The organism is Curtobacterium sp. BNK-1 (assembly GCF_048685235.1).
Classification (GTDB): domain Bacteria; phylum Pseudomonadota; class Gammaproteobacteria; order Enterobacterales; family Enterobacteriaceae; genus Pantoea; species Pantoea agglomerans.
Window position 1 is genome coordinate 249,445 of sequence record NZ_JBLQTJ010000004.1, and the last position, 19,951, is coordinate 269,395.

Annotated in this window: 20 protein-coding genes and 1 pseudogene; 10 read left to right on the top strand and 11 right to left on the bottom strand. The window is 49.8% G+C overall.

The annotated features are described in order from the left end of the window. Positions 1-82: 82 nt before the first annotated feature. From ACMGGP_RS21610 to hemH, 5 genes and pseudogenes are all read left to right on the top strand, one after another. Positions 83-1,180, top strand: coding sequence for an alkene reductase (locus ACMGGP_RS21610; protein ID WP_010670674.1), 1,098 nt, complete (start codon positions 83-85; stop codon positions 1,178-1,180). Positions 1,181-1,519: 339 nt separating this feature from the next. Continuing rightward, positions 1,520-1,972, top strand: coding sequence for a GNAT family N-acetyltransferase (locus ACMGGP_RS21615; RefSeq protein ID WP_498798879.1), 453 nt, complete (start codon positions 1,520-1,522; stop codon positions 1,970-1,972). A 120-nt stretch (positions 1,973-2,092) separates the two neighbouring features. Further along, positions 2,093-2,173 (top strand): annotated as a pseudogene (locus ACMGGP_RS21620) (hypothetical protein); the annotation flags it as partial. Positions 2,174-2,372: 199 nt separating this feature from the next. Continuing rightward, positions 2,373-2,663, top strand: coding sequence for a Bor family protein (locus ACMGGP_RS21625; RefSeq protein ID WP_010259114.1), 291 nt, complete (start codon positions 2,373-2,375; stop codon positions 2,661-2,663). 629 nt (positions 2,664-3,292) lie between these two features. Then, the gene (gene hemH, locus ACMGGP_RS21630; RefSeq protein WP_498798880.1) at positions 3,293-4,264 is read left to right on the top strand and encodes a ferrochelatase; all 972 of its coding nucleotides are present in this window, start codon (positions 3,293-3,295) and stop codon (positions 4,262-4,264) included. A 255-nt stretch (positions 4,265-4,519) separates the two neighbouring features. On the opposite strand, the gene ACMGGP_RS21635 is transcribed toward hemH, so the two are convergent. Beyond that, positions 4,520-5,044 carry a VOC family protein gene (locus ACMGGP_RS21635; protein ID WP_340279442.1) on the bottom strand — a complete coding sequence of 175 codons (525 nt, stop codon included), beginning with the start codon at positions 5,042-5,044 and terminating at the stop codon, positions 4,520-4,522. A gap of 43 nt (positions 5,045-5,087) precedes the next feature. Next, complete coding sequence (locus ACMGGP_RS21640) at positions 5,088-5,654, bottom strand: NADPH-dependent FMN reductase (protein WP_031292513.1); 567 nt, start codon at positions 5,652-5,654, stop codon at positions 5,088-5,090. A 127-nt stretch (positions 5,655-5,781) separates the two neighbouring features. On the opposite strand from ACMGGP_RS21640, the gene ACMGGP_RS21645 reads away from it, so the two are divergent. Continuing rightward, positions 5,782-6,711, top strand: a complete 930-nt coding sequence (locus ACMGGP_RS21645; protein WP_033760048.1) for a LysR family transcriptional regulator — start codon at positions 5,782-5,784, stop codon at positions 6,709-6,711. A gap of 172 nt (positions 6,712-6,883) precedes the next feature. Next, a complete protein-coding gene (locus tag ACMGGP_RS21650; RefSeq protein ID WP_498798881.1) occupies positions 6,884-7,987 on the top strand; it encodes an MFS transporter in 1,104 nt (367 codons plus the stop codon). 199 nt (positions 7,988-8,186) lie between these two features. On the opposite strand, the gene ACMGGP_RS21655 is transcribed toward ACMGGP_RS21650, so the two are convergent. The 4 genes from ACMGGP_RS21655 to ACMGGP_RS21670 form a co-directional block, all read right to left on the bottom strand. Continuing rightward, entirely contained in the window at positions 8,187-8,663 is a 477-nt protein-coding gene (locus ACMGGP_RS21655; RefSeq protein ID WP_033773751.1) for a glutathione peroxidase, read from the bottom strand. 148 nt (positions 8,664-8,811) lie between these two features. After that, positions 8,812-9,846, bottom strand: coding sequence for an NADP-dependent oxidoreductase (locus tag ACMGGP_RS21660; RefSeq protein ID WP_498798882.1), 1,035 nt, complete (start codon positions 9,844-9,846; stop codon positions 8,812-8,814). 202 nt (positions 9,847-10,048) lie between these two features. Continuing rightward, on the bottom strand, positions 10,049-10,831 hold the full coding sequence (locus ACMGGP_RS21665; RefSeq protein WP_498798883.1) for an SDR family NAD(P)-dependent oxidoreductase: 783 nt from the start codon (positions 10,829-10,831) through the stop codon (positions 10,049-10,051). 75 nt (positions 10,832-10,906) lie between these two features. Beyond that, positions 10,907-11,995 carry an alkene reductase gene (locus ACMGGP_RS21670; protein WP_498798884.1) on the bottom strand — a complete coding sequence of 363 codons (1,089 nt, stop codon included), beginning with the start codon at positions 11,993-11,995 and terminating at the stop codon, positions 10,907-10,909. Between the two features lie 133 nt (positions 11,996-12,128). On the opposite strand from ACMGGP_RS21670, the gene ACMGGP_RS21675 reads away from it, so the two are divergent. Further along, positions 12,129-12,671, top strand: a complete 543-nt coding sequence (locus tag ACMGGP_RS21675) for a TetR/AcrR family transcriptional regulator (protein WP_498798885.1) — start codon at positions 12,129-12,131, stop codon at positions 12,669-12,671. Between the two features lie 180 nt (positions 12,672-12,851). Here the strand turns inward: ACMGGP_RS21675 and ACMGGP_RS21680 are convergent, their stop codons facing one another. Together ACMGGP_RS21680 and ACMGGP_RS21685 are read right to left on the bottom strand one after the other, a co-directional pair. Continuing rightward, on the bottom strand, positions 12,852-13,652 hold the full coding sequence (locus ACMGGP_RS21680; RefSeq protein WP_498798886.1) for an SDR family oxidoreductase: 801 nt from the start codon (positions 13,650-13,652) through the stop codon (positions 12,852-12,854). A 433-nt stretch (positions 13,653-14,085) separates the two neighbouring features. Beyond that, the gene (locus ACMGGP_RS21685; protein ID WP_498798887.1) at positions 14,086-14,712 is read right to left on the bottom strand and encodes a LysE family translocator; all 627 of its coding nucleotides are present in this window, start codon (positions 14,710-14,712) and stop codon (positions 14,086-14,088) included. Positions 14,713-15,184: 472 nt separating this feature from the next. Between ACMGGP_RS21685 and ACMGGP_RS21690 the strand changes: the two genes are divergently transcribed. Then, positions 15,185-15,658 (top strand): Lrp/AsnC family transcriptional regulator, encoded by a 474-nt coding sequence (locus ACMGGP_RS21690; protein ID WP_010259098.1) that lies wholly within the window; start codon positions 15,185-15,187, stop codon positions 15,656-15,658. 491 nt (positions 15,659-16,149) lie between these two features. On the opposite strand, the gene ACMGGP_RS21695 is transcribed toward ACMGGP_RS21690, so the two are convergent. Continuing rightward, on the bottom strand, positions 16,150-17,124 hold the full coding sequence (locus ACMGGP_RS21695; protein WP_498798888.1) for a nitrilase family protein: 975 nt from the start codon (positions 17,122-17,124) through the stop codon (positions 16,150-16,152). 100 nt (positions 17,125-17,224) lie between these two features. Here ACMGGP_RS21695 and ACMGGP_RS21700 point away from each other — a divergent pair, with 100 nt between their 5' ends. Continuing rightward, positions 17,225-18,100, top strand: a complete 876-nt coding sequence (locus tag ACMGGP_RS21700) for a LysR family transcriptional regulator (protein ID WP_498798889.1) — start codon at positions 17,225-17,227, stop codon at positions 18,098-18,100. 153 nt (positions 18,101-18,253) lie between these two features. Here ACMGGP_RS21700 and ACMGGP_RS21705 read toward each other — a convergent pair whose 3' ends face one another. Together ACMGGP_RS21705 and ACMGGP_RS21710 are read right to left on the bottom strand one after the other, a co-directional pair. Next, positions 18,254-18,724 carry a DUF1203 domain-containing protein gene (locus ACMGGP_RS21705; RefSeq protein WP_311973653.1) on the bottom strand — a complete coding sequence of 157 codons (471 nt, stop codon included), beginning with the start codon at positions 18,722-18,724 and terminating at the stop codon, positions 18,254-18,256. A gap of 308 nt (positions 18,725-19,032) precedes the next feature. Next, positions 19,033-19,917: a LysR family transcriptional regulator gene (locus ACMGGP_RS21710; protein ID WP_409390948.1), complete on the bottom strand. Its 885-nt coding sequence runs from the start codon at positions 19,915-19,917 to the stop codon at positions 19,033-19,035. Between the last annotated feature and the right edge of the window lie 34 nt (positions 19,918-19,951).

Sequence of the window (19,951 nt, forward strand, 5' to 3'; positions counted from 1 at the left end):
TTGCCCAGGTAATCATGGCCTTCAAATAAGGATAAGATCGTTGCTAACAGATTTTTACCATGAAATGGCTTCAGGAGACAGAATGAGCGAGTTGCTGAATATCTTTACAATGAATGGAATAAAGCTTAGCAATCGTGTCGTTATGGCACCAATGACACGATCGCGGGCCTATAACCTTGTTCCCACTGACAGTATGGTCACCTACTATCGCCAGCGCGCAACAGCAGGTTTAATTGTTTCCGAAGGTTCACCTGTTTCAATGGAAGGCCGTGGACAGGCTTACACGCCGGGAATTTACACTGACGAACAGATAGTGGGCTGGAAAAAAGTTACTGAGGCAGTACATGCGCAGGGTGGGAAAATATTCATCCAGCTATGGCACGTAGGACGTTCCTCTCACATTGCTCACCAGCCTGATGGGCAGGCACCGGTCAGCTCCGTATCACGCGTTGCAGAAGGCTGCACCACTCACATTCCCGGTGATAACTGTCAGTCTGTACGCGTATTTCACAGCCAGCCCCGCGCATTAGCAACGGATGAAGTCCCGCGAATAACGCAGGATTTCGTTCGGGCGGCTAAAAATGCTATCGAGGCGGGTTTTGACGGTGTGGAGATCCACGCGGCTAACGGCTACATCTTCGAGCAATTTATCAATGGTGGACTTAACGACAGAACAGATCGTTATGGCGGTAATATTGCCAATCGTCTGCGGTTTACGCTGGAAACTGTGGATGCCGTCTCTGCAGCCATCGGGAGTCATCTGACAGGTATCCGTATTGCGCCCTATGGCCGTCTGCAGGATATGCATGCTTTTGATGATGAGCAGGATACCTGGTTATCTTTGGCTATCGAACTGCGTCGTCGACATCTCGCATATGTGCATTTGAGCGATCAGGAATCACTCGGAGCTCAGGCCATTCCAGCTGGCTTCCTGACAAAGTTTCGTGAGGCCTACGAGGGAACTCTTATTGTCGCGGGCAGCTATACACAGGAGCATGCAGAACTGGCACTCAGAGAAGGATATGCCGACTTAATCGCATTTGGGCGTCCTTTCATAGCCAATCCTGATCTCGTTAATCGCATGAAAAATGGGTGGCCGATAGCTATTCCTGATAAAGATACGTTCTATACCGGGCGAGATACAGGTTATATAGATTATCCCACGTATCACGTGGATTAAGTTCCCATAAGCTGGAATGTATCCGAAATGCCTCCGATCCTAAAACAGCTCCGGTTTTCACGCGATTGGGAGAGGAGTTATTCAATTAATAGTTAAAATTCCAAATAAATAAATTTCAAATAATTACTTCGTTAGCGTGGTTTTACATCATGGGCCTTCAAATCCCGTGTCCGTTTTTGGCACGAAACGGAGGCTGGTGTCAGGCCAGCTATGATCGAGGAGCGGACATGACATCCCAAGGATGGTTTGAATAAGTGTTGTCCCATCACCCGTTTTAGGCTGATGCTTTCCTTAACAGGATGCTTTAAGTTGGTCACATTTATCCTGCAGGATATAACCATGATAACAGTAGAAAAATCAGATCCATTTTCGTCAGAGTCCCATCGCTTAGTCGAAGTTCTATCAGCAGAACTTGCCGCTATTACTGGTGATAACGGCAAAAGCAATTTCACCGTCGAAGCAATGAGTGATGACAATGCTTTATGGGCATTAGCAAAGAATTCTCAAGGCAAAGCTTTGGGATGTGGTGCTATACGGCCATTAACTAAAAGTATAGCCGAGATTAAAAGGATGTTTTCAGACCGAAGTGCGTCAGGGATTGGCGTTGCTTTACTCACTTTTCTTGAAAAATCTGCAAAAGAGATGGGATATATCGAAATTAGGCTGGAAACCCGACACATCAACTATCGTGCTGTAAATTTCTACATGAAAAATGGTTATGTCCCTATCGAGAATTACGGCCCATATATAGGCAGGGCAGAAGCTGTCTGTTTCTCAAAGGCATTACGCTGACTATATTAATTGGAACTGATGTCCGCTTCTGGCACGAAGCGGACTGACGGCAGCCCAGGGTCCACTATGAGCGAGAAGCATAAGTCGCTGCTGCGTGAGCCGGAATAGTGCTTTGGTGGTGCGGCGGGCGAGAAGAACAGTCCGCATTCAAAAAGCTTTCTCGATGGCGTCAAAAAGTTCTTCTACGATTTGACTCGCTAAGCGGAAACGCTGCGGTAAACATAAAAAGCTCCTGCTGTGCAGGGGCTTTTTTTATTGCTGTACGATTCAGCAAAACGTATCCGTTAGGCGTACTTAAAAATTTTTCTCATGTTTCCGCTTTCGTTGTCGATAACCTGATTGCTGGCTGAGTGATGATTTCACTCAGCATTTTTTTTCATTTCAGGCGATAAGGATATTTATGAACAAGCTTTGTGTTGCGGCGTTGTTGGCTCTGAGTTTAACCGGCTGTGCGCAGCAGACTTTCGTAATGAAACAGAATCAAGTTGGCGCGGCGACGAAAACCACCAGCCAGCCGTTCTTTGTTTCAGGTATCGGTCAGCGTAAGAGCATTGATGCGGCGCAGGTGTGCGGCGGCCAGGAAAAAGTTAACCGGGTTGAAGTGCAGCAGACGTTTGTTAATGGCTTACTGAGCGTGGTGACGTTTGGTATCTACACGCCACGTGAAGCGCGCGTTTATTGCGCCATCTGATAATGCCTCAGGCCGGTTCGCCGGCCTAATCCTGCGCCTGTTATTAAATCGCATTAGTATATTGTAACTATTAAATTCTGCTCTCGCACCGCTGCGCGGCTCGCCTGCTGACGACGATATCCGAAACGAGTTCAGGCAACGTCGTCCAGCCTGGTAAAAGCAGTGGTAAGCTGTTGATGCGTGTCAGGCCGCTTTGAGCGAGTAACGGACATTGCTAAAAGCGTTCTGTAAGAATTGACAGGGAGCAGGTAAGTCGCCTTCATCACTTATACGCATAAAAAGATCAAGCCTAAGGCATGCATCTGCGCGGGCATCCAGATGCGGTTTTCTCACCTCCTCCAGCTAACTCCTCCACACGCCGACTTCAATAATGACGTCGCGTAGCCCCGCACCGGTTAAATCTGACGATAGAGAAAGTAATGTTTTCACTGATGATTTGTCCTAAAATCATGATCATTGAGTAAAAACGATTGCTGCAATCAGACTCATAGCATCATAAGCCGTGAAACAGTCAATCTGCATTTCAATTATTTCTACAAAATGAGGTCAAATTGAGGCCTTTAAGACAAGCTGCTACGGAGTGACTGGCATGAGTGAGTTAGTGACAATGGCCTTGAGGATCCCACCTGATGACGAATAAACAGGGTGTTTTGATTGTTAACCTTGGAACACCAAAAGAACCAACGCCTGTTGCAGTAAAGAAATTTTTATCTAAATTTCTGCATGACTACAGAGTGGTCGACTTACCAAGAATCATTTGGTGCCCCATTCTACATGGCGTGATTATCCCATTACGTGCAAGGCGAGTGGCGAAATTATATTCTTCGATTTGGATGGAGGAAGGCTCCCCTCTCATGGTTTACAGCGTCAGGCAAGCCCGTGCGCTTGAAGAAGTGACAGGTATGCCCGTCGAGCTGGGGATGAGTTATGGCGAGCCCAGTATAGGTAGTGCAATTGACAGGCTACTGGAAAAAGGCGTCGATAAAATTATCGTCATTCCTTTGTATCCCCAGTTTTCATCTTCGACCGTTTCTTCTGTTTGGGATAGCGTGAGCCGTCACCTGCAGATAATGAAGAACCGGTATACACCCTCCATAAATTTCATCAATGACTATGCCGATCACCCTGCCTACATTGAAGCGTTAAGAGCATCCGTTCAGGCATCTTTCGAAGCTAACGGCGTTCCAGATGCATTGTTAATTTCATATCATGGTATACCGGTAAGGTTTGTCAAAGAAGGGGACCGATACCAGGAAAGATGTGAGTTAACGACAAAATTACTCATTGAAGCAATCAATATGCCGTCACTGAAAATATTGATGACGTTCCAGTCAAGATTCGGCAGAGAGCCATGGTTAACGCCTTTTACTGATGAGACAATTAAAAATCTACCGAATGAAGGAATAAAAACCCTGCAGGTAATCAGCCCGGGGTTTGCATCAGACTGTTTAGAAACGCTTGAGGAGCTTGATGAGCAGAACAGGGAGATTTTTATGCATGCGGGTGGTACATCGTTTACTTACATACCGGCGCTTAATGATAAACCGATTCATATCGAGATGCTGCGACAACTTGTGAACCTTAATCGGTTTCAGGGATGATTTTCACACTCTTGTGAGCGGATGTTGCAGGTGTCAACATTCATAGTGAAACCAGAAGTGGGCCCTCCCGGACATGTATGTGATACGTGCCGGGGCGGCGTTATAGGGGCCGCCTGGAAACCCGCTACTCCAGCTGCAAGCAACTGTCTTGTACGAGGGTATGAGTCGGAGATTATTCGTGGGCAAGTCAGCTATGAGCGAGGAGCGGACGTTTAGTATTTACGGGTACGCCTGCGCTGGCGCACCCGGTTACACTCAGGGCTTCCAGCGGCGCAGAGAGGTATGGTCTTCATACGGCAGCTTTGAAGGTAAAGAAATTAGTTCAATGACGCTACCCCACGGCGTGCGGCCGTAGCAGAAAAAGTTCTTCTCTCCCACCTCAGTTGGAAACATCAGGGGCTGAGGAGAAGTAAACATTTTCCCGCCAGCCTGCTCGAACAGGCTGATAGCCCCGTTGATGTCATCAACGTAAACAGCAAAATGCTGCAGGCCATAATCACTGGGTCGCACGGGCTGACTCTGCTCTGGCCCCTTCATTTCAAAAAGTTCCAGTCCCGGGCCGTGCTTCAGCTTCATCATTCTGACCGTGGTAATTTTCGTTCCCGGGAACAGGTTCAGAATATTTTCCGTTTCTTCGCCTTTTACGTCATCGTCTGAAGGCGAGACGGAGTCATAAATAACTTCTGCACCAAAGGCGTCAGAAAAGAAGCGGGTAGCCTCATCAATATCAGAAACGGTAATGCCGACATGGTCCATACCGCGAATAACGTTGGTAGACATAGTTTTCTCCCTGTGGTTGTTCAGATGTGAGTGATGTTATTAATCAGCCCTGGCGGGCCGCCATTGTCGCGAGCGCACTAAGCTGAGCCGAAATATGGTCACGGGTGTCCGCATCCGTTATGCGGCCGGATTTTGGATCAAGCCGGGATGAGGCCTGTCCAATCATGACCTCTGGCTTGTTAAGCACTCTGCCGTCAAGAAAGACCAGAATCTGACGCAGGTGATACTGCGCCCTTGCGCCACCTATGGCACCGGGTGACGCAGTGATTATGGCGACAGGCTTACCGGCGACAGGGGTATCCGGAAGACGTGAAAGCCAGTCCAGCGCATTTTTCAGGGCACCCGGCACAGAATAGTTATATTCAGGTGTGACAATAATCAGGCCGTCTGCTGCCGCTATCGCTTGTCCCATTTCCACAACCGATTCAGGAAACCCCTGAGCCTGCAGGTCAGCGTCGTAATGCGGTATTTCCCCGACAGAACTGAGCGCGCTGACATCCACGCCTGCCGGCGCCAGCAGGCTAAGATTGCGGGCTACGACGGCGTTAAAAGAATCCGCGCGAAGACTGCCCAGCAGTGAGACAAATTTCAAAGGTCTTGTCTGTGACATGACTGCTCCCTGTGTTTTTAATATGGATACGCCGACAGGTGCCGGCACTTTGTTTTCAAACTGACTTAAGCCTGGTATAGAATTACACATCGATAAACACGCTATGAGTCGCCAGAGAGTCAACTTTATGTCTACCGGGTTTACAGCCGAATCCTTGCGAGGGATCACTACTTTTGTCACAACGGCCAGGTCCAGCAGCTTTACTGAAGCTGCGGAGCAATTGGGCATTACAAAATCTGCCGTCGGAAAAAGCGTGGCGCGGCTTGAGGAGAGGCTGGGAACGCGTCTGTTTCACCGCTCAACCCGTAAGCTAAGCCTGACCAGTGACGGAGAGGCCTATCTCACCAGTTGCCTCTCTGCGCTGGAAATTCTGGACTCGGCTGAAAATACGCTCAGCCGGCGGCAGGACAATCCTGCCGGAACGGTGCGTATAGACATGCCAGCATCATTCGGACGCAATCTGATGATGCCGGTGCTGCTAGAAGTGATGAATCTTTATCCAGCCCTGCGTCTGGTGTTGACCTTTAACGATCGTCTGATTGATCCGGTTGAGGAGGGCGTTGACCTGGTACTGCGCCTGGGCGAACTGCAGAGTACCGATGAGCTGATTGCGCGTCGTCTGAGCCGGCAGCGCCTCATGCTCTGCGCATCTCCCGCTTATGTTGAGCGGCATGGTCAGCCCTTTGATGTCGATGCGCTAAAAAAACACTGCTGCATTATGGGGTACCGGCGGGGGGCACCGCTTGCCTGGCGGCTGCGGCCAGCCGGGGAGCGGGAAATAAAGTTTATCTCGGCCTCGGCACACCAGATAAGCGACGGAGACGCCATGCTTCAGGCCTGCCTGGCAGGAGCAGGTATTGCCCAGTTTCCGGAATCGATGGTGAACAGCCATATTGATGAGGGCAGGCTTGTTGCTGTTATGCCCGATCATATGCCCGTACCCGTCGGGCTGAACGTTGTCTGGCCCCGGACAAGGCATCTGATCCCCAGGGTCAGGCTTATTGTCGATGAACTGCTGAGTAAGGCCGAAAAAGGATACTTTGGCACTCTTAAGTAGAATTTTTATCACCACTCAGGCGATTTCAGGGCTGTTTATCAACTCTAAGCAAGCTTATATCCTGTCTGTCCTGCTGCCATCGCCGTGTCATGTGCCGGTTCTCTAAACGAAAGCCGGCACGTGTTATGCGCAGCTCAGACAAAAAAATAGGTTAACTGACAGGATATTTGTTATGCCACTTGCTCTCTGGGCGCTGGCGATTGGTGCATTCGGTATCGGTACGACTGAATTCATCATTGCCGGCCTGCTTCCCGTTATTGCCGCTGATTTCAACGTTACTATTCCCGTAGCCGGAAATCTGGCAACGGCTTATGCGCTGGGTGTTTTTGTCGGCGCGCCGGCCCTGATTATTCTGGGCTCAAAAGTGCCCCGAAAAGCCATGCTGGTTTTTCTGATGCTGCTGTTTGTGGCGGGTAACCTCGTTACGGCCTTTGCGCCCACGCTGGGCATTGCCATTCTGGGCAGGATCATCACGTCTCTGACTCACGGCGCCTTCTTCGGTATTGGTTCGATCATTGCTGCCGATATGGTTGCGCCATCTAAGCGGGTAAGGGCGATTGCATTCATGTTCATGGGACTGACCGTAGCAAATCTTATTGGTGTTCCCGTCGGTACCTGGATCGGGCAGCATCTTTCCTGGCGGGATGCTTTTATGGTTATTGCCGCAATTGGAGTTGTTACGGTTATCAGCGTCGGTATGCTTATCCCGCATCAGCCCCGTCCGGTGAACCATAATTTCGCACACGAGTTTAATGCCTTCCGCAACGTCAATGTTCTGCTGGCGATGGGCATAACGGTCTTTGGGCCGGGTGCATTTTTTACCTCCATTACCTATATCGCACCCATGATGATCGGGCTGGCCGGATACAGCGAAAGCAGCCTGGCATGGCTGATGCTGCTGTTCGGTCTGGGGCTATTTGTCGGTAATCAGTTGGGCGGCAGATATGCCGATCGCGCGCTTATGCCGATGCTTTACGTCACCCTGGCTGCTCAGGCCCTAGTCCTGCTGGTATTTAACTTTACTGCCCACAACCAGGTCATGTCAGCGGTCTGTATTTTTCTGATGGCTGCGTTTGGGTTTGCGACCGTGTCCCCCATCCAGAAACTGGTGATGGACAAAGCGCGAGCGGCAGGGGCTCCGACGCTGGCTGCAGCCGTTAACATAGGTCTCTTCAATCTCGGTAATGCCCTGGGTGCATGGCTAGGAGGGGCAGTTATAGCGGCGGGCTTTGTCTTCAGTCGCCTGACTGGGCAGGCGCGATACTCTCGGTTATAGCGCTGATTCTGGCGGTTATATCCGGACTGACTGACAAAACCGGGCATAGCGCTGCTATGCGTTCTGCTTCTCACAGTGAGTAACGTCTGCTTCTGGCCCTGAACAGACGTCGATGAGTTAAATGCGCTGCCAGGTGGAGCGGAAAGAAACAGTTTACTGGTAATCCCGTCATTGACAGTGAGATGGTAAAACACCTCACTTAAAGAGCAGCAAGAATGGCGGATTCCATTTTCTCCGGGGTGGTGGTCGGGGCAAAGCGTTTGATCGGTTTTCCGTCGCGCCCGATCAGGAACTTAGTGAAGTTCCACTTAATACGACCACCCAGCACGCCGGGTAATTCATCTTTCAGGTAACGGAAAATCGGGTGCGTTGAGGTGCCATTGACCTCAACTTTCCCGAACATCGGAAAACTCACACCATAGTTGATGTGGCATGTCTGCGCGATTTCTTCGGCACCGCCGGGTTCCTGCTTTCCGAACTGGTTGCAGGGAAAACCCAGCACCACCAGCCCCTGCGCGGCGTACTTTTTATAGAGCGATTCAAGACCTGCGTATTGTGGCGTGAATCCACAATGGCTGGCGGTATTAACCACCAGAACCACCTTGTCAGCGTAGTCGGCCATCGGAATAAGCTGGCCATTCAGACTGGTGGCAGTGAGTTGATAAAAGGGAGACATGTCGCAATCCTCAGAGCAAAAACCGTGTGACGTTAACATTACCACAGAGTGCATAACGAGAGCGGGGTCTGGGAAGCAGATGCTTAGTTAGCAGGTCACGCATCCTGGCTTCAGGTGCTACCACCTGAGTTAATGACTATTTCCCACGTCAGATTTGGTTGTTATTCCTGATGATTTTAACCACGACTTTACCCTTTGCATGTCCCTGTTCAAGGTAAGCCAGGGCATCTTTTGTGTCTGCAAATGGGAACACCCTGTCGATTACCGGTTTGATGTGTTTTGCTTCTATAAGTTTGCCGATTTGGGTGAGTTGATCGCCATCAGGACGAACAAAGAGAAATGAATAATCCAGACCGCGCTTTTTTGAAAGGCGCATAATTTTGCGGCTCATCAGGGCAAAAATCATCCGCAGGATGATATTCAGCTGCCGGGCTCGCGCGAAATTAACGTCTAATGGACCGACCAGAGAAACAATCTTTCCACCAGGTTTAAGAATCTGCATGGATTTTTCAATGGAATCCCCCCGCAGCGTGCCGAGTACGAGATCGTAGCCACTCAGCACGGTTTCAAATTCCTGCTTTTTATAGTCGACCACTTCATCTGCGCCCAGCCGACTCACCCACTCTACGTTGGCTGAACTGGTCGTCGTCGCTACCCTGGCGCCAAGATGCTTTGCCAGCTGAATCGCAATAGTGCCAATCCCTCCCGAACCTGCCGGAATAAACACTTTTTGGCCTGGCCGCAGATGTGCTCTCTCTGTAAACGCCTGCCAGGCGGTGAGGCTAACCATCGGCAGTGAAGCAGCCTCAATGAAATCCAGATTTTCAGGCTTAAAAGCCGCGAGACTTTCAGGAACGCATGCAAAATCGGCGAGTGAACCTGTTCCCCTGTCGAAAATGCTGGCGAAGACTTCATCGCCCGGCTTGAAATGTGTCACCCGACTTCCTGTTGCAATCACCACGCCTGACAAATCACTGCCCAGCGTCGCCGGAAGTTTAAAATGCAGAATCGGTTTGAAAATTCCGCCGGGGATCATGTTATCAATGGGATTCAGACCAACGGCATAGACTTTTACCAGGATTTCATCGGCACCGGGGGAAGGGTAATCTACATTTTCAAATCCCAGCTCAGGTGACTTCCCGTAGCGTTTAAACGTAAAGGCTCGCATCGTCCTGGTTTTCATTTGGTGTTTATCCTCTGATGTTTAGCACTGACCTACTTTCAGGTGCCTCTGTTGCTGAGCAAAAAAGCGGCTCCGGGGAGAAATGTAATAAATAATGGAATAAGGTTTTGCCGGTTAATATGCTCATGCCGCCATTAAGACATTCATGGTCGATTTACCGCTCAGCAGAACCCTGTAAAAGGTTCTGCTGAGCAGGGCTTGGCTAAAGGGTTTTGTATCGCTCTGCGGCCTCTTCCTGTCTGATGTCCGAGATCAGACCCTGACGGGAGGCATCAAGAACATCCCAGCGATCAGCTTTATGTAATGGCGGAATCGTCACGTGTTCGCGGCGGTCAAAACCCGCCAGAGCGGCGTCAACCAGTTCGCCCACTTCCATCATTTTTGAGGAGTTACTGATGTCGATACCGGCACGATCCCAGATTTCGGTGTACGTACCTGCAGGGAGCACCGCCTGGATATAAATGCCTTTTGAAGAGAGCTCAACGTTCATTCCCTGAGAGAGGAAAAGAACAAAGGCTTTTGTTGCGCCGTAAACCGTCATTGCAAATTCCGGGGCGAGTCCGACTACGGAACTGATATTGACGATCGAACCTTCTCCGGCTTCTGCGAACCGGCGTGCTGCAGCAGTGGCCAGTCTCGTCAGGGCAGTGACGTTAAGCGCGATAAGGCGTTCGATGGAATCAGGCGTCTGCTCGGTAAACGTGCCGGACTGAGCGATACCTGCGTTATTGATAAGAGTGCCTATCCGCGTGTCTTCCCGGAGGCGTGCTTCAACAGCAGCTAAATCACTCGCCAGCGTGAGGTCGGCAGGCAGCACATCGACGGAAATATGATTTTCCTGTCGCAGCCGTTCAGCAAGCGCCTCTAATTTCAATTTGTCGCGAGCAACCAGAACAAGGTCATGTCCACGACGTGCAAAGCGCTCAGCGTAAACAGCACCAATACCCGTTGATGCGCCTGTAATGAGGACTGAAGTACGAGTCATAATTTTATCTTCTTCATTTGTTTGATAAAAATCGCTGTTAGCGATGTAGGGTTAACCGTGATACCTGAAGAGTGATTAACTGTTACCGCTAAGCGATGGATAGTCGGTGTAGCCCTCCGCACCTCCGCCATACAGTGTTTCAGGATTAAGCCGGGCCAGAGGTGCTCCCGACTTAAGTCTTTCGACAAAATCGGGGTTAGAAATGAAGGGGCGACCGAATGCGAACAAATCGGCTTTGTCCTGTGCAAGATGGTCAGACGCCAGCGCCAGGTCATAGCCATTGTTACCGATGTAGGTGTTTTTAAAGCGGCGACGCAGCGAAGCGTAATCGAACGGTGAGACATCACGGGGACCTCCCGTCGCGCCTTCAACAACATGCAGATAAACGATACCTGAAGCATCAAGTTGCTCTGCCAGGTAGTCATATTGTGGCTGCGGATCGCTGCATGAAATCGCATTAGCAGGTGAGACCGGTGAGATGCGAACGCCCGTCCGCGCTGCGCCGATCTCATCTTTCACGGCCTCCACGACCTCTAGTAGCAGACGCGCACGATTCTCAACTGAACCGCCATATTCATCTGTGCGCTGATTGGCACCATCTTTCAGGAACTGCTCAAGCAGATAGCCATTCGCACCGTGTATCTCTACGCCATCAAAGCCTGCGGTAATGGCATTGGCTGATGCCTTTCTGAAATCGGCAACAATGCCTTTTATTTCCTTCAGCTCAAGCGCTCTGGGTTCTGAAACATCAACAAAATGGTTGTTCACGAAGGTTTTGGTTTCAGCACGGATAGCTGACGGCGCGCCTGGTGCGGCACCTTCTGGCTGTAAATCGACATGTGAAATTCGACCTGTGTGCCACAACTGCACAAATATCCGTCCGCCTTTGTCATGTACCGCGTCTGTGACTTTACGCCAGCCCTCAATCTGGGCCTGCGTGTAGATCCCCGGCGTATCCTGATAGCCCTGCGCCTCTGCTGAAATCTGGGTGGCCTCGGTAATCAGTAACCCTGCTGTGGCACGCTGAGCGTAGTAAGTCGCTGCCAGTTCACCTGGCACCAGGCCTGCGCCTGCCCGGTTACGTGTCAGCGGAGCCATCACGATGCGATTCGCAAGCGTGACAGATCCCAGTTCATAGGGCTGAAATAAGGATTGATTCGTCATGGTTATTCCTTTGCGGATTAGCGGGTCAGTAAACTGATTTAATGATGATGATCGTAATCATTAAAGTCAACTGGTTTGATTATGATCATCATCAATGTATACTTAAACTCAGTTTCAGGAGGAAAAGATGAAAGTGTCAAAAGAGCAGGTTCGCGAAAACAGGAACCGAATCGTTGAAACGGCGTCAGAACTTTTTCGTGAGCGGGGTTACGATGGGGTAGGCGTCGCTGAACTGATGTCAGCCGCAGGGTTAACGCATGGCGGGTTCTATAAGCACTTTGGGTCGAAAGCCGATTTGTTAGCCGAAGCGATGAACTGCGGCTTCGCGCAATCGGCGGAAAAAACTCAGGGTGTGAGTCGGGAAAAGTTCGTTGAATATTACCTTTCCCGCCAGCATCGCGATGATATGGCAAAGGGGTGTGTCATGTCGGCCCTGGGCACCGATGCAGCGCGCCAGTCTGAATCCATCCGCGAGACCTTTGCGGCCGGAATTGAACGACAGCTTGCCGTTTTAGAAACGGAACAGGTCACGCGTGCGGATCTGATCAATACGCTCGCGCAGCTTGTGGGTGCCCTGATGCTTTCGCGTGCCTGCCCGGATAATTCCGGGCTTGCTGATGAAATTCTGGAGGTCTGCCGTACGCGTCTGATCAGCCCGGATGCCTGTAAAGATTGAATCGATGCTCTTCCCGTTCAACCTTACTGAAGCCGTTGCGGCATGGACTGAACGCACCAGCCCGCTGGCGTTTTATTATGAACGGCGGGAAAGCGTAATCCGGACTTCCCGTTCCGGATACCATTCCCATCAACGGGCTATCGATCAGTCGGCCATCCACCTGGGACAGTGACGCATCACTCAGCCGTTGTCGCGGAATCCGGGATAAAGGCTCATTCCACCATCGATAAAAAGCGTGGTGCCATGAACGTAATCAGAGAGATCACTGGCAAGCCAGACGACGGCATTCGCCACATCTTCAGCCGCACCGATACGCCCGTAAGGGATGAGCTTTAACAGCGCTTTGCCCGCTTCACCCTGGGTGCTTTCCTCGTTGATGGCGGTAGCGATAGCGCCGGGTGCCACTGCATTGACACGAATACGTTCTTCACCCACTTCCTGAGCCAGCGTTTTCATCAGCAAGTCAACGCCGCCTTTTGATGCGGCATAGTTGACGTGTCCGGCCCAGGGAATGAGCTGGTGAACCGAACTCATATGAATAATCTTACCGACAGCTTTGCTGATGTCCTGGCGATGCTCCTGCCGCTTGAACTGCCGCAGCGCAGCGCGCGCGCAGAGGAACTGGCCAGTCAGGTTCACGTCCAGAACGGTATTCCAGTCCTCTAGCGTCATCTCAATGGACGGGGCATCTTTCTGCAGTCCTGAGTTCGCCACCAGGATATCCAGCCTGCCAAATTCCCTGATCGTCTGGTCAAAAAGATTCTCTACATCCGCCTCTTTCGACACGTCACCTTTGACAGCAATTGCACGGCCTCCATCGGCGCGGATTTTCTCAGCCAGCTCCTCGGCCGGTTCCGTCTGGCTATGGTAGTTAATCACTACACAGGCCCCTTCTTTAGCGAGTGCTTCTGCGCAGGCATAGCCGAGACCCGAGCTGGCACCGGTAACCAGCGCAACCTGATTTTTGAGAGAAAAGATCATGAGGCATCCTTATTTCTGTAAATGATGAGCGTCTTAAACCCGGCCGGCATCATCAGGAGAGTGAATATCGATGTATCGCTGACACTACGACGTCCAGCCACCCCCAAACTGATTAATCGGCTAGCCGGATCGGGCGCATGGGCCTGAGTCACTGAATTATAGATGTGAAGTACAGGGTTAGCCGCTAATGCGCCCTGGGTGGATAGTCAGGAAACGTTGAAGCAGGAACATAAGCAGTAAAAAATGGGATATCTGAAAGGCAAAAAAGCAGCTATCAGAAGATAGCTGCTTTTGACGCTCTGGCTTTTCTGGCTGGAATCCCTTTTACTATTTATTGCTTATTGCCTGATAACCAGGCCAGAGCTTGATCATTTTCTATCAAGACCACGAGACCGGCCCCATTTTCCTGAGGCAGAGGAGGTGGTAATGAACGCTAAAGAGTCTTTACCACCATTCCAGCCGCGGCCAGCATCATGATGGTACCGGCTGAACGGAAAAGGAGTCGTTGCGCTTTAGCGCTGGTCAGGAGGTGGCGTACCCTGAGGGCTGCAAAAATAAAAACGGCTCCCACACTCAAAAGGACTAACACGGTAAGCGGAACAAGCAGTCCTCCCCACATCTGAAAAGATACATTATCGAGAGAGATAACCAGAGGCAGTATAGCCAGATAGAAAGCGATGGTTTTAGGGTTTCCCAGCGTTATGGTCAGTCCTGAAAACCAGGCTGATGCCAGTTCTCGTTTTGTCGCTTTTTGATCGATATTTATTGCCTGAGGCTGGTGGCACCAGAACTGCCATGCCAGCAGGCATAGAAAGAGTGAGGCAGCCCAGTTAATCAGCGTAAAGAGAGAGGTATAGGTATGAGCGATCACCGCCAGACCAAATACCGCCACAGATAAATAAATCAAATCTCCGAGAATGAGACCGGCCAGCATCGTAAAGCCTGTTATTGCGCCCCCACTCACGCTGCGAGCGACTAATGCAGTCATCCCCGGACCCGGAATTGCAGCAGCCAAACCGAGCGCAGCAATATAAGATAGTATTTCAGTAGTTCCTGACATAGTTATTCCTGTTGAAATGCACTTCGGTAAAAGGGAACAGCGTTAGTTGTTCAAAAATGCCTGGTTATGAACGATGGTTGTCATATAAAAAGCTTAATTAAGGGTTAAAGATATGCATCCTTTTTATCAGTTGGTTTAACGTTGAAAGTGCAGGTTCGATTATTCCAAAGCGGATATTGCTGCATTAATTTAACTACGCAGATGACAAGTTTAATTTTCATGTGCGCGCAGTGCTTTATCCGATCCTCTCTTCAAGAGATGATCAGATTCCTGCATTCTTTAAATTAAATTGGACTATATGCATTAAATCAGGGTTCAGTTTTCCCTTATATTGTTTGTAATAACAGGCTGGAAAAGTAAATGTATTATGCAGCAGGAAAGCGGAAAATTGTTACCTATATTATTTACTTAATGCCTGTTTTTAGGTAAAAGCAACCCTAAACCACCTCCATAAAGAAAGGAATTTCCCCTTATGACGCTCAGCTCGACAGATATGAAAATTCTCGAAATTTTACAGGACGATGCCCGGGTAACTAACCAGGTGCTGGCGGAGAAGATAAACATTTCAGCATCTCCCTGCTGGCGCAAAGTTCGTAAGCTCGAGGAAGATAAAGTGATTCAGGGCTATCGTGCTGTTCTTGACCGCAAGAAAATTGGGCTGGGAGTAATGGTTTTCATTCGGGTCGTCATTGACAGCCATAGCGAAGCGGAGGCCAGAAAATTTGAAGAGGAAGTGACTGCCCTGGAGGATGTGGTTGCCTGTTATAGCATCGGTGGGGATGCTGACTTTCTGCTACAGGTTGTGGCTTCAGATCTGGACTCCTATGCTGATTTTGCAATGTCAGTGGTACGCAGATTGCCAGGAATTAAAGAAATGCAGAGTATGTTTGTGCTTAAAGAGATCAAACCACTCGTTAGTTATCCTATTAAGAAAATCTCTGAGTAGTCTATTGCTGACGGGATGCCCAGTGACTGATTATCAATTCCGCATAGAGCGGATTTAATGATCAGGCACGCTACCTGCGTTATTCATCGCACAAAACTGTTATCCGGCATGATCTTACACAAGTTAATAGTGGCATAGCGTTAGCGAGCGTGCTGACTCTCCTCATTTTTCTGCTTTAACAACACGAGTATTTGTGATGACTTGATTGTTGATAACGACCAATAGTGCCTTTCAAACCGGAGCAGCCAGCAGCTTAAACTTTAATTCATAGCCTCTCTTCAGCCTCTGTCAGCTTAAAAAGAGACGCTTATTTACATGAAATTATGCCATCAATCTTCCCCCAGCCATAAAGTCCATGCTTTACCGTGACGATAACCGTTGTACCGGGATTTGCCGGCGTAGTTTAAGCTTTAATGTCAGGGCGGGGTTTTCACGATGCCGCGCACTGACAATCTTTCTTGCGACTGGTTGATTTCAGTCGCCGAGCCTATTTAAGGCGTCTCATCAGAAAATCGGGCGCTAATCGCATCACGTTCGTAGCCCTGCGGTTGTGTCAGAATATGGTATAAATCAGGACGGCGACCATGGATCCAGCGACGTCCGGTACTCATTGCAAGCAGACTCAAATCAAGGTCAGCGCTGACCATAAAATCTTCCGCTGCCCAGGTTTCATTAATGATTCTTCCATAGGGATCCAGGATCATTGCATTACCTGTGCGCACCTCATCATCATCTGCACCTACGCCGTTACTGAAGAGAATAAATAAGCCGTTGTCATGCGCACGAGCTGGCAGCCACCTCATCAGCCATTCCCGACCATTTGCCCCTTTGAATGCAGCAGTAATTTCTTCCCTTCGCGTTTCCCGTTCCGCCCAGAGCGTCAGCGGAATGGGTTTCATCGCATAAGGACTGCGGGAATCGGTACCGCCTGTCTGATGTGGCGCGAGAAGAATATCTGCACCCAGCAATGCCGTTGCACGCACATTTTCTACCAGATTATTGTCCCAGCAAATGAGGATACCTACTTTTACTCCCCAGGGCGTTTCAAAAACGGTAAAGCGGTCACCGCTGCTGATTGACGGATGTTCAAAAGCGTGGAGTTTGCGATGAGTGTGCATTGAGCCGTCCGGCATACAGGCAACATACGCATTATAGAGGCGGCCATCATCGGCTCTTTCGATAAGCCCGGCGCCAATCAGCATTTGATGTTTCATCGCCAGGGAGCGAATCAACGTAAGGGAAGGACTCCCCTCGATCGGCTCGGCGAGAGCAGTTACCTCAGCCGAGGTGAGTTTGGGTACATGCCAGTAGCCGGTAATACACATTTCCGGGAATGTGAGGATTTTCACCTGCTCAATCGCTGCCTGTTCAATAAATTTCTCCATTATCAGCAGATTATAATTTTTGTCATTTGCCAGATGCTGAAATTGCACGGTGGCAGCTTTTAAGGATGTATGGTTGCTCATGGTACTTCTCCGGTAGTAATCGAAACTGAATTACATAACCATTGCTGATAACTGTATAATCAAAACATTTCCGGTTTCGATAACCTTTTGGAATGTAAAAATGAACATCCGCTTGCTTAAGGCCTTTTTGATACTGGCTGAAAAAAGAAATTATGCCGACGCGGCACGGGCGTTGTTTATTTCGCAACCTGCATTGACCAAGCAGATTAATCTCCTTGAGTCCCTGGTGGAAACGTCACTGTTTACGCGGGGGCGACATGGAGCCACACTCACGAGCGGTGGCAGATGTCTGCTGCCAGAGGCTGAAAAAGTGGTCAGGCAAACCCGATTATTTATGCATCATGCAGAGCGGGTTTCAAAAGGGATTGAAGGGCATATAGCCGTGGGGTTCGGTCTCTCAAGTTTTTACCTTGCACCACGCTGTATGGCAGAATTTCGTCGGGAGTGTCCGGGGATAGAGATGTCATTGACAGATCTTCCTTCCTTCCAGCAGTACGAACTTTTGCAAAATGATGAGCTCCAGGTCGGTTTTGTCAGAGTTCCGCCTCCTGTAGCGCTGGATTACCTGCCATTGTTTACCGATCGGTTGGTTTTGATTGCGCCTGCAAGTTCACCTTCAGTGCCTGCTGATGACTGGCTGAAGAAACGCCCTCTGTTGCGACTTCATGCCGAGCGAGGACGGGGTTTAAATGCGCAAATTGATCGCTTTCTTCATGACAACGCGCTTTTCATATCATCCACTCAATTGAGTGATGATATACAAACTATTGTCGCGCTGGTCATCGCGGGCACGGGTGTTGCCCTTGTGCCATACAGTGTTATGCATATTGCACCGCCGGAGCTGGTTATTATTCCGTTAACAGGTGAGTCAATAAGCTGGAAAGTTGGCATTGCCTGGAACGCGAACCACGAGGATATAATCCGTGATAATTTTATTGCCAGTATTAAAAAGGGCATCGCGCTTCATGACGTCTGACCCTCCAGAAACAGGCACTCCTTTTGCCATATTGGATAGGGCAGGATTACTGACATAATTCTTAGCACCTTCTTCAGAAGATGGTCATGATACGGAAGCGACCCTGGAGACGAATAATTTCCTGTTGCGGATAGGGCTTCTCAATACAAACCGTCATTCAAAACGTTCTGCACAGCAGGAATAGCATCCCCGTTTCGCATTATGTATCTGTATATAACTAATCTGCGGATCGGCAAAAAAATGGCCGATGAGCTTTTCAGCAAGTTTCCCCTCAGCTATATCCGCCTCTTTTAAAAAATGCTTTCCGTCATAGGCCCTTAATGACAGCGTTCTGCTTAGCAGGACTTCAGGTAATTCATTGATGTAAATGCCTTGCCGGGTGCATCCTTCCCATATATAGATTGCATGAGTACCAAAATAGGGCGTGTCGGCAGGCTGATAGATGTGATTAATCAGGAGGGCGCTTTCTCCAACGGGGATATCGCACAATGAGATTCTGTCGGGATAACCCGGATAGCACTCTACCGTTTGTCGTACTGCATGGTGTTTTCTCAGATATTCATCGCTCTGTCCAAAAAGATGAGCAAATTGCCCGGCGTTCAGGCCAGTAATTTGGTATTTCATAGCATCCCTCTCTTTTCACCGTAACACCGCGAACAATGACGTTATCGAATACTGTGAGGAGAAACTCGCCGTTATCGGTCAGGGAAATATCAGTGATGTTGTTAAACGAAATTCAGGAGTCGATGCCGATTGTAGAGAAACAGAGCTGATAAAAATGCGTGCACCTGAGTAGCCCGGCAAACTTAATTTTAGCGGTTTCTGTTTTTGCTCACGGTTTATACCGCTACAGGCAGGGTAGCGGATTGTTAACCGGACATTGACTCGGCCGCTTAAGGCGTGTGCAGCCATGAACTTCAGAATCACCATTATCAGATGATTTCGTCCATCCACTCTGCAAACGCGCGCACGGCGGGAGAGAGAAAACGCTGATGCGGATAGAGCATTGTCACCGGCACTGAGGACGGCTGCCAGTCGGCCAGAACCTCGATCAGCCTGCCTTGCTGAAGATGCTCAGCGATCACATTCTCAGCAAGCTGTGCCAGTCCGAAGCCATCAAGACACATTTTGATATAGAGGCCCGTTTCGTTAACGGCTGCATCTCCATTTACCGGGACGGAGATGCTTTCAGTGCCACGCGTGAAACGCAGTTCATTCGTCCGTCTTCCCGTGCTGGAAAAGTAATGAATCGCCCGATGCTGCGACAACGCTTCCGGCGTCTCAGGGACACCATACTCCCTGAGATAGTCCGGAGAGGCGCAGGTTACCCAGCGAAACCGGCCAAGCGGACGGGCAACCAGTGTGGAGTCCGTTAATTCCCCGGTTCTGATGACGCAATCTACGCCATCGTGAACAAGATTAACCTGTCGGTCACTGACCCCAATCATCAGGTAAATATCCGGATAGCGCCGGTGAAAATCTTTCAGTTTCGGCATAACGATAAAATGGGCGATCCCGCCAGGCATATCCACCCGCAGCCTTCCCTGGGGGCGCCTGACAGATTCGGTCAGGCTGGATTCGGTGTGTTCAATCAACGACAGGATCTCCCGGCACTGCGCCAGATACTGCAAGCCTTCAGGAGTGAGGCTGACGCGCCTTGTCGTCCGGTTAAGCAGACGCACCTGCAGATATTTCTCCAGTGTTTTAATCGTGCTGGTGACGGTGGAAGCGGGCAGTGACAATGTTTCTGCCGCGCGCACAAAGCTTCCGGCTTCAGCGACCCGCGTAAAAATCTGCATAGCCTGGATTCGGTCCATTCTCTGGTTCCCCGCCGGAGGTGCATTTTATTAT

Excerpts from the sequence above, each read along its gene's own strand:
- ACMGGP_RS21685 (WP_498798887.1), bottom strand. The coding sequence starts at position 14,712 with ATGTCAGGAACTACTGAAATACTATCTTATATTGCTGCGCTCGGTTTG.
- ACMGGP_RS21650 (WP_498798881.1), top strand. The coding sequence starts at position 6,884 with ATGCCACTTGCTCTCTGGGCGCTGGCGATTGGTGCATTCGGTATCGGT.
- ACMGGP_RS21710 (WP_409390948.1), bottom strand. The coding sequence starts at position 19,917 with ATGGACCGAATCCAGGCTATGCAGATTTTTACGCGGGTCGCTGAAGCC.
- ACMGGP_RS21615 (WP_498798879.1), top strand. The coding sequence starts at position 1,520 with ATGATAACAGTAGAAAAATCAGATCCATTTTCGTCAGAGTCCCATCGC.
- ACMGGP_RS21655 (WP_033773751.1), bottom strand. The coding sequence starts at position 8,663 with ATGTCTCCCTTTTATCAACTCACTGCCACCAGTCTGAATGGCCAGCTT.
- ACMGGP_RS21705 (WP_311973653.1), bottom strand. The coding sequence starts at position 18,724 with ATGAAATACCAAATTACTGGCCTGAACGCCGGGCAATTTGCTCATCTT.
- ACMGGP_RS21625 (WP_010259114.1), top strand. The coding sequence starts at position 2,373 with ATGAACAAGCTTTGTGTTGCGGCGTTGTTGGCTCTGAGTTTAACCGGC.
- hemH (WP_498798880.1), top strand. The coding sequence starts at position 3,293 with ATGACGAATAAACAGGGTGTTTTGATTGTTAACCTTGGAACACCAAAA.
- ACMGGP_RS21700 (WP_498798889.1), top strand. The coding sequence starts at position 17,225 with ATGAACATCCGCTTGCTTAAGGCCTTTTTGATACTGGCTGAAAAAAGA.
- ACMGGP_RS21635 (WP_340279442.1), bottom strand. The coding sequence starts at position 5,044 with ATGTCTACCAACGTTATTCGCGGTATGGACCATGTCGGCATTACCGTT.
- ACMGGP_RS21670 (WP_498798884.1), bottom strand. The coding sequence starts at position 11,995 with ATGACGAATCAATCCTTATTTCAGCCCTATGAACTGGGATCTGTCACG.
- ACMGGP_RS21665 (WP_498798883.1), bottom strand. The coding sequence starts at position 10,831 with ATGACTCGTACTTCAGTCCTCATTACAGGCGCATCAACGGGTATTGGT.
- ACMGGP_RS21680 (WP_498798886.1), bottom strand. The coding sequence starts at position 13,652 with ATGATCTTTTCTCTCAAAAATCAGGTTGCGCTGGTTACCGGTGCCAGC.
- ACMGGP_RS21610 (WP_010670674.1), top strand. The coding sequence starts at position 83 with ATGAGCGAGTTGCTGAATATCTTTACAATGAATGGAATAAAGCTTAGC.
- ACMGGP_RS21695 (WP_498798888.1), bottom strand. The coding sequence starts at position 17,124 with ATGAGCAACCATACATCCTTAAAAGCTGCCACCGTGCAATTTCAGCAT.
- ACMGGP_RS21690 (WP_010259098.1), top strand. The coding sequence starts at position 15,185 with ATGACGCTCAGCTCGACAGATATGAAAATTCTCGAAATTTTACAGGAC.
- ACMGGP_RS21640 (WP_031292513.1), bottom strand. The coding sequence starts at position 5,654 with ATGTCACAGACAAGACCTTTGAAATTTGTCTCACTGCTGGGCAGTCTT.
- ACMGGP_RS21645 (WP_033760048.1), top strand. The coding sequence starts at position 5,782 with ATGTCTACCGGGTTTACAGCCGAATCCTTGCGAGGGATCACTACTTTT.
- ACMGGP_RS21660 (WP_498798882.1), bottom strand. The coding sequence starts at position 9,846 with ATGAAAACCAGGACGATGCGAGCCTTTACGTTTAAACGCTACGGGAAG.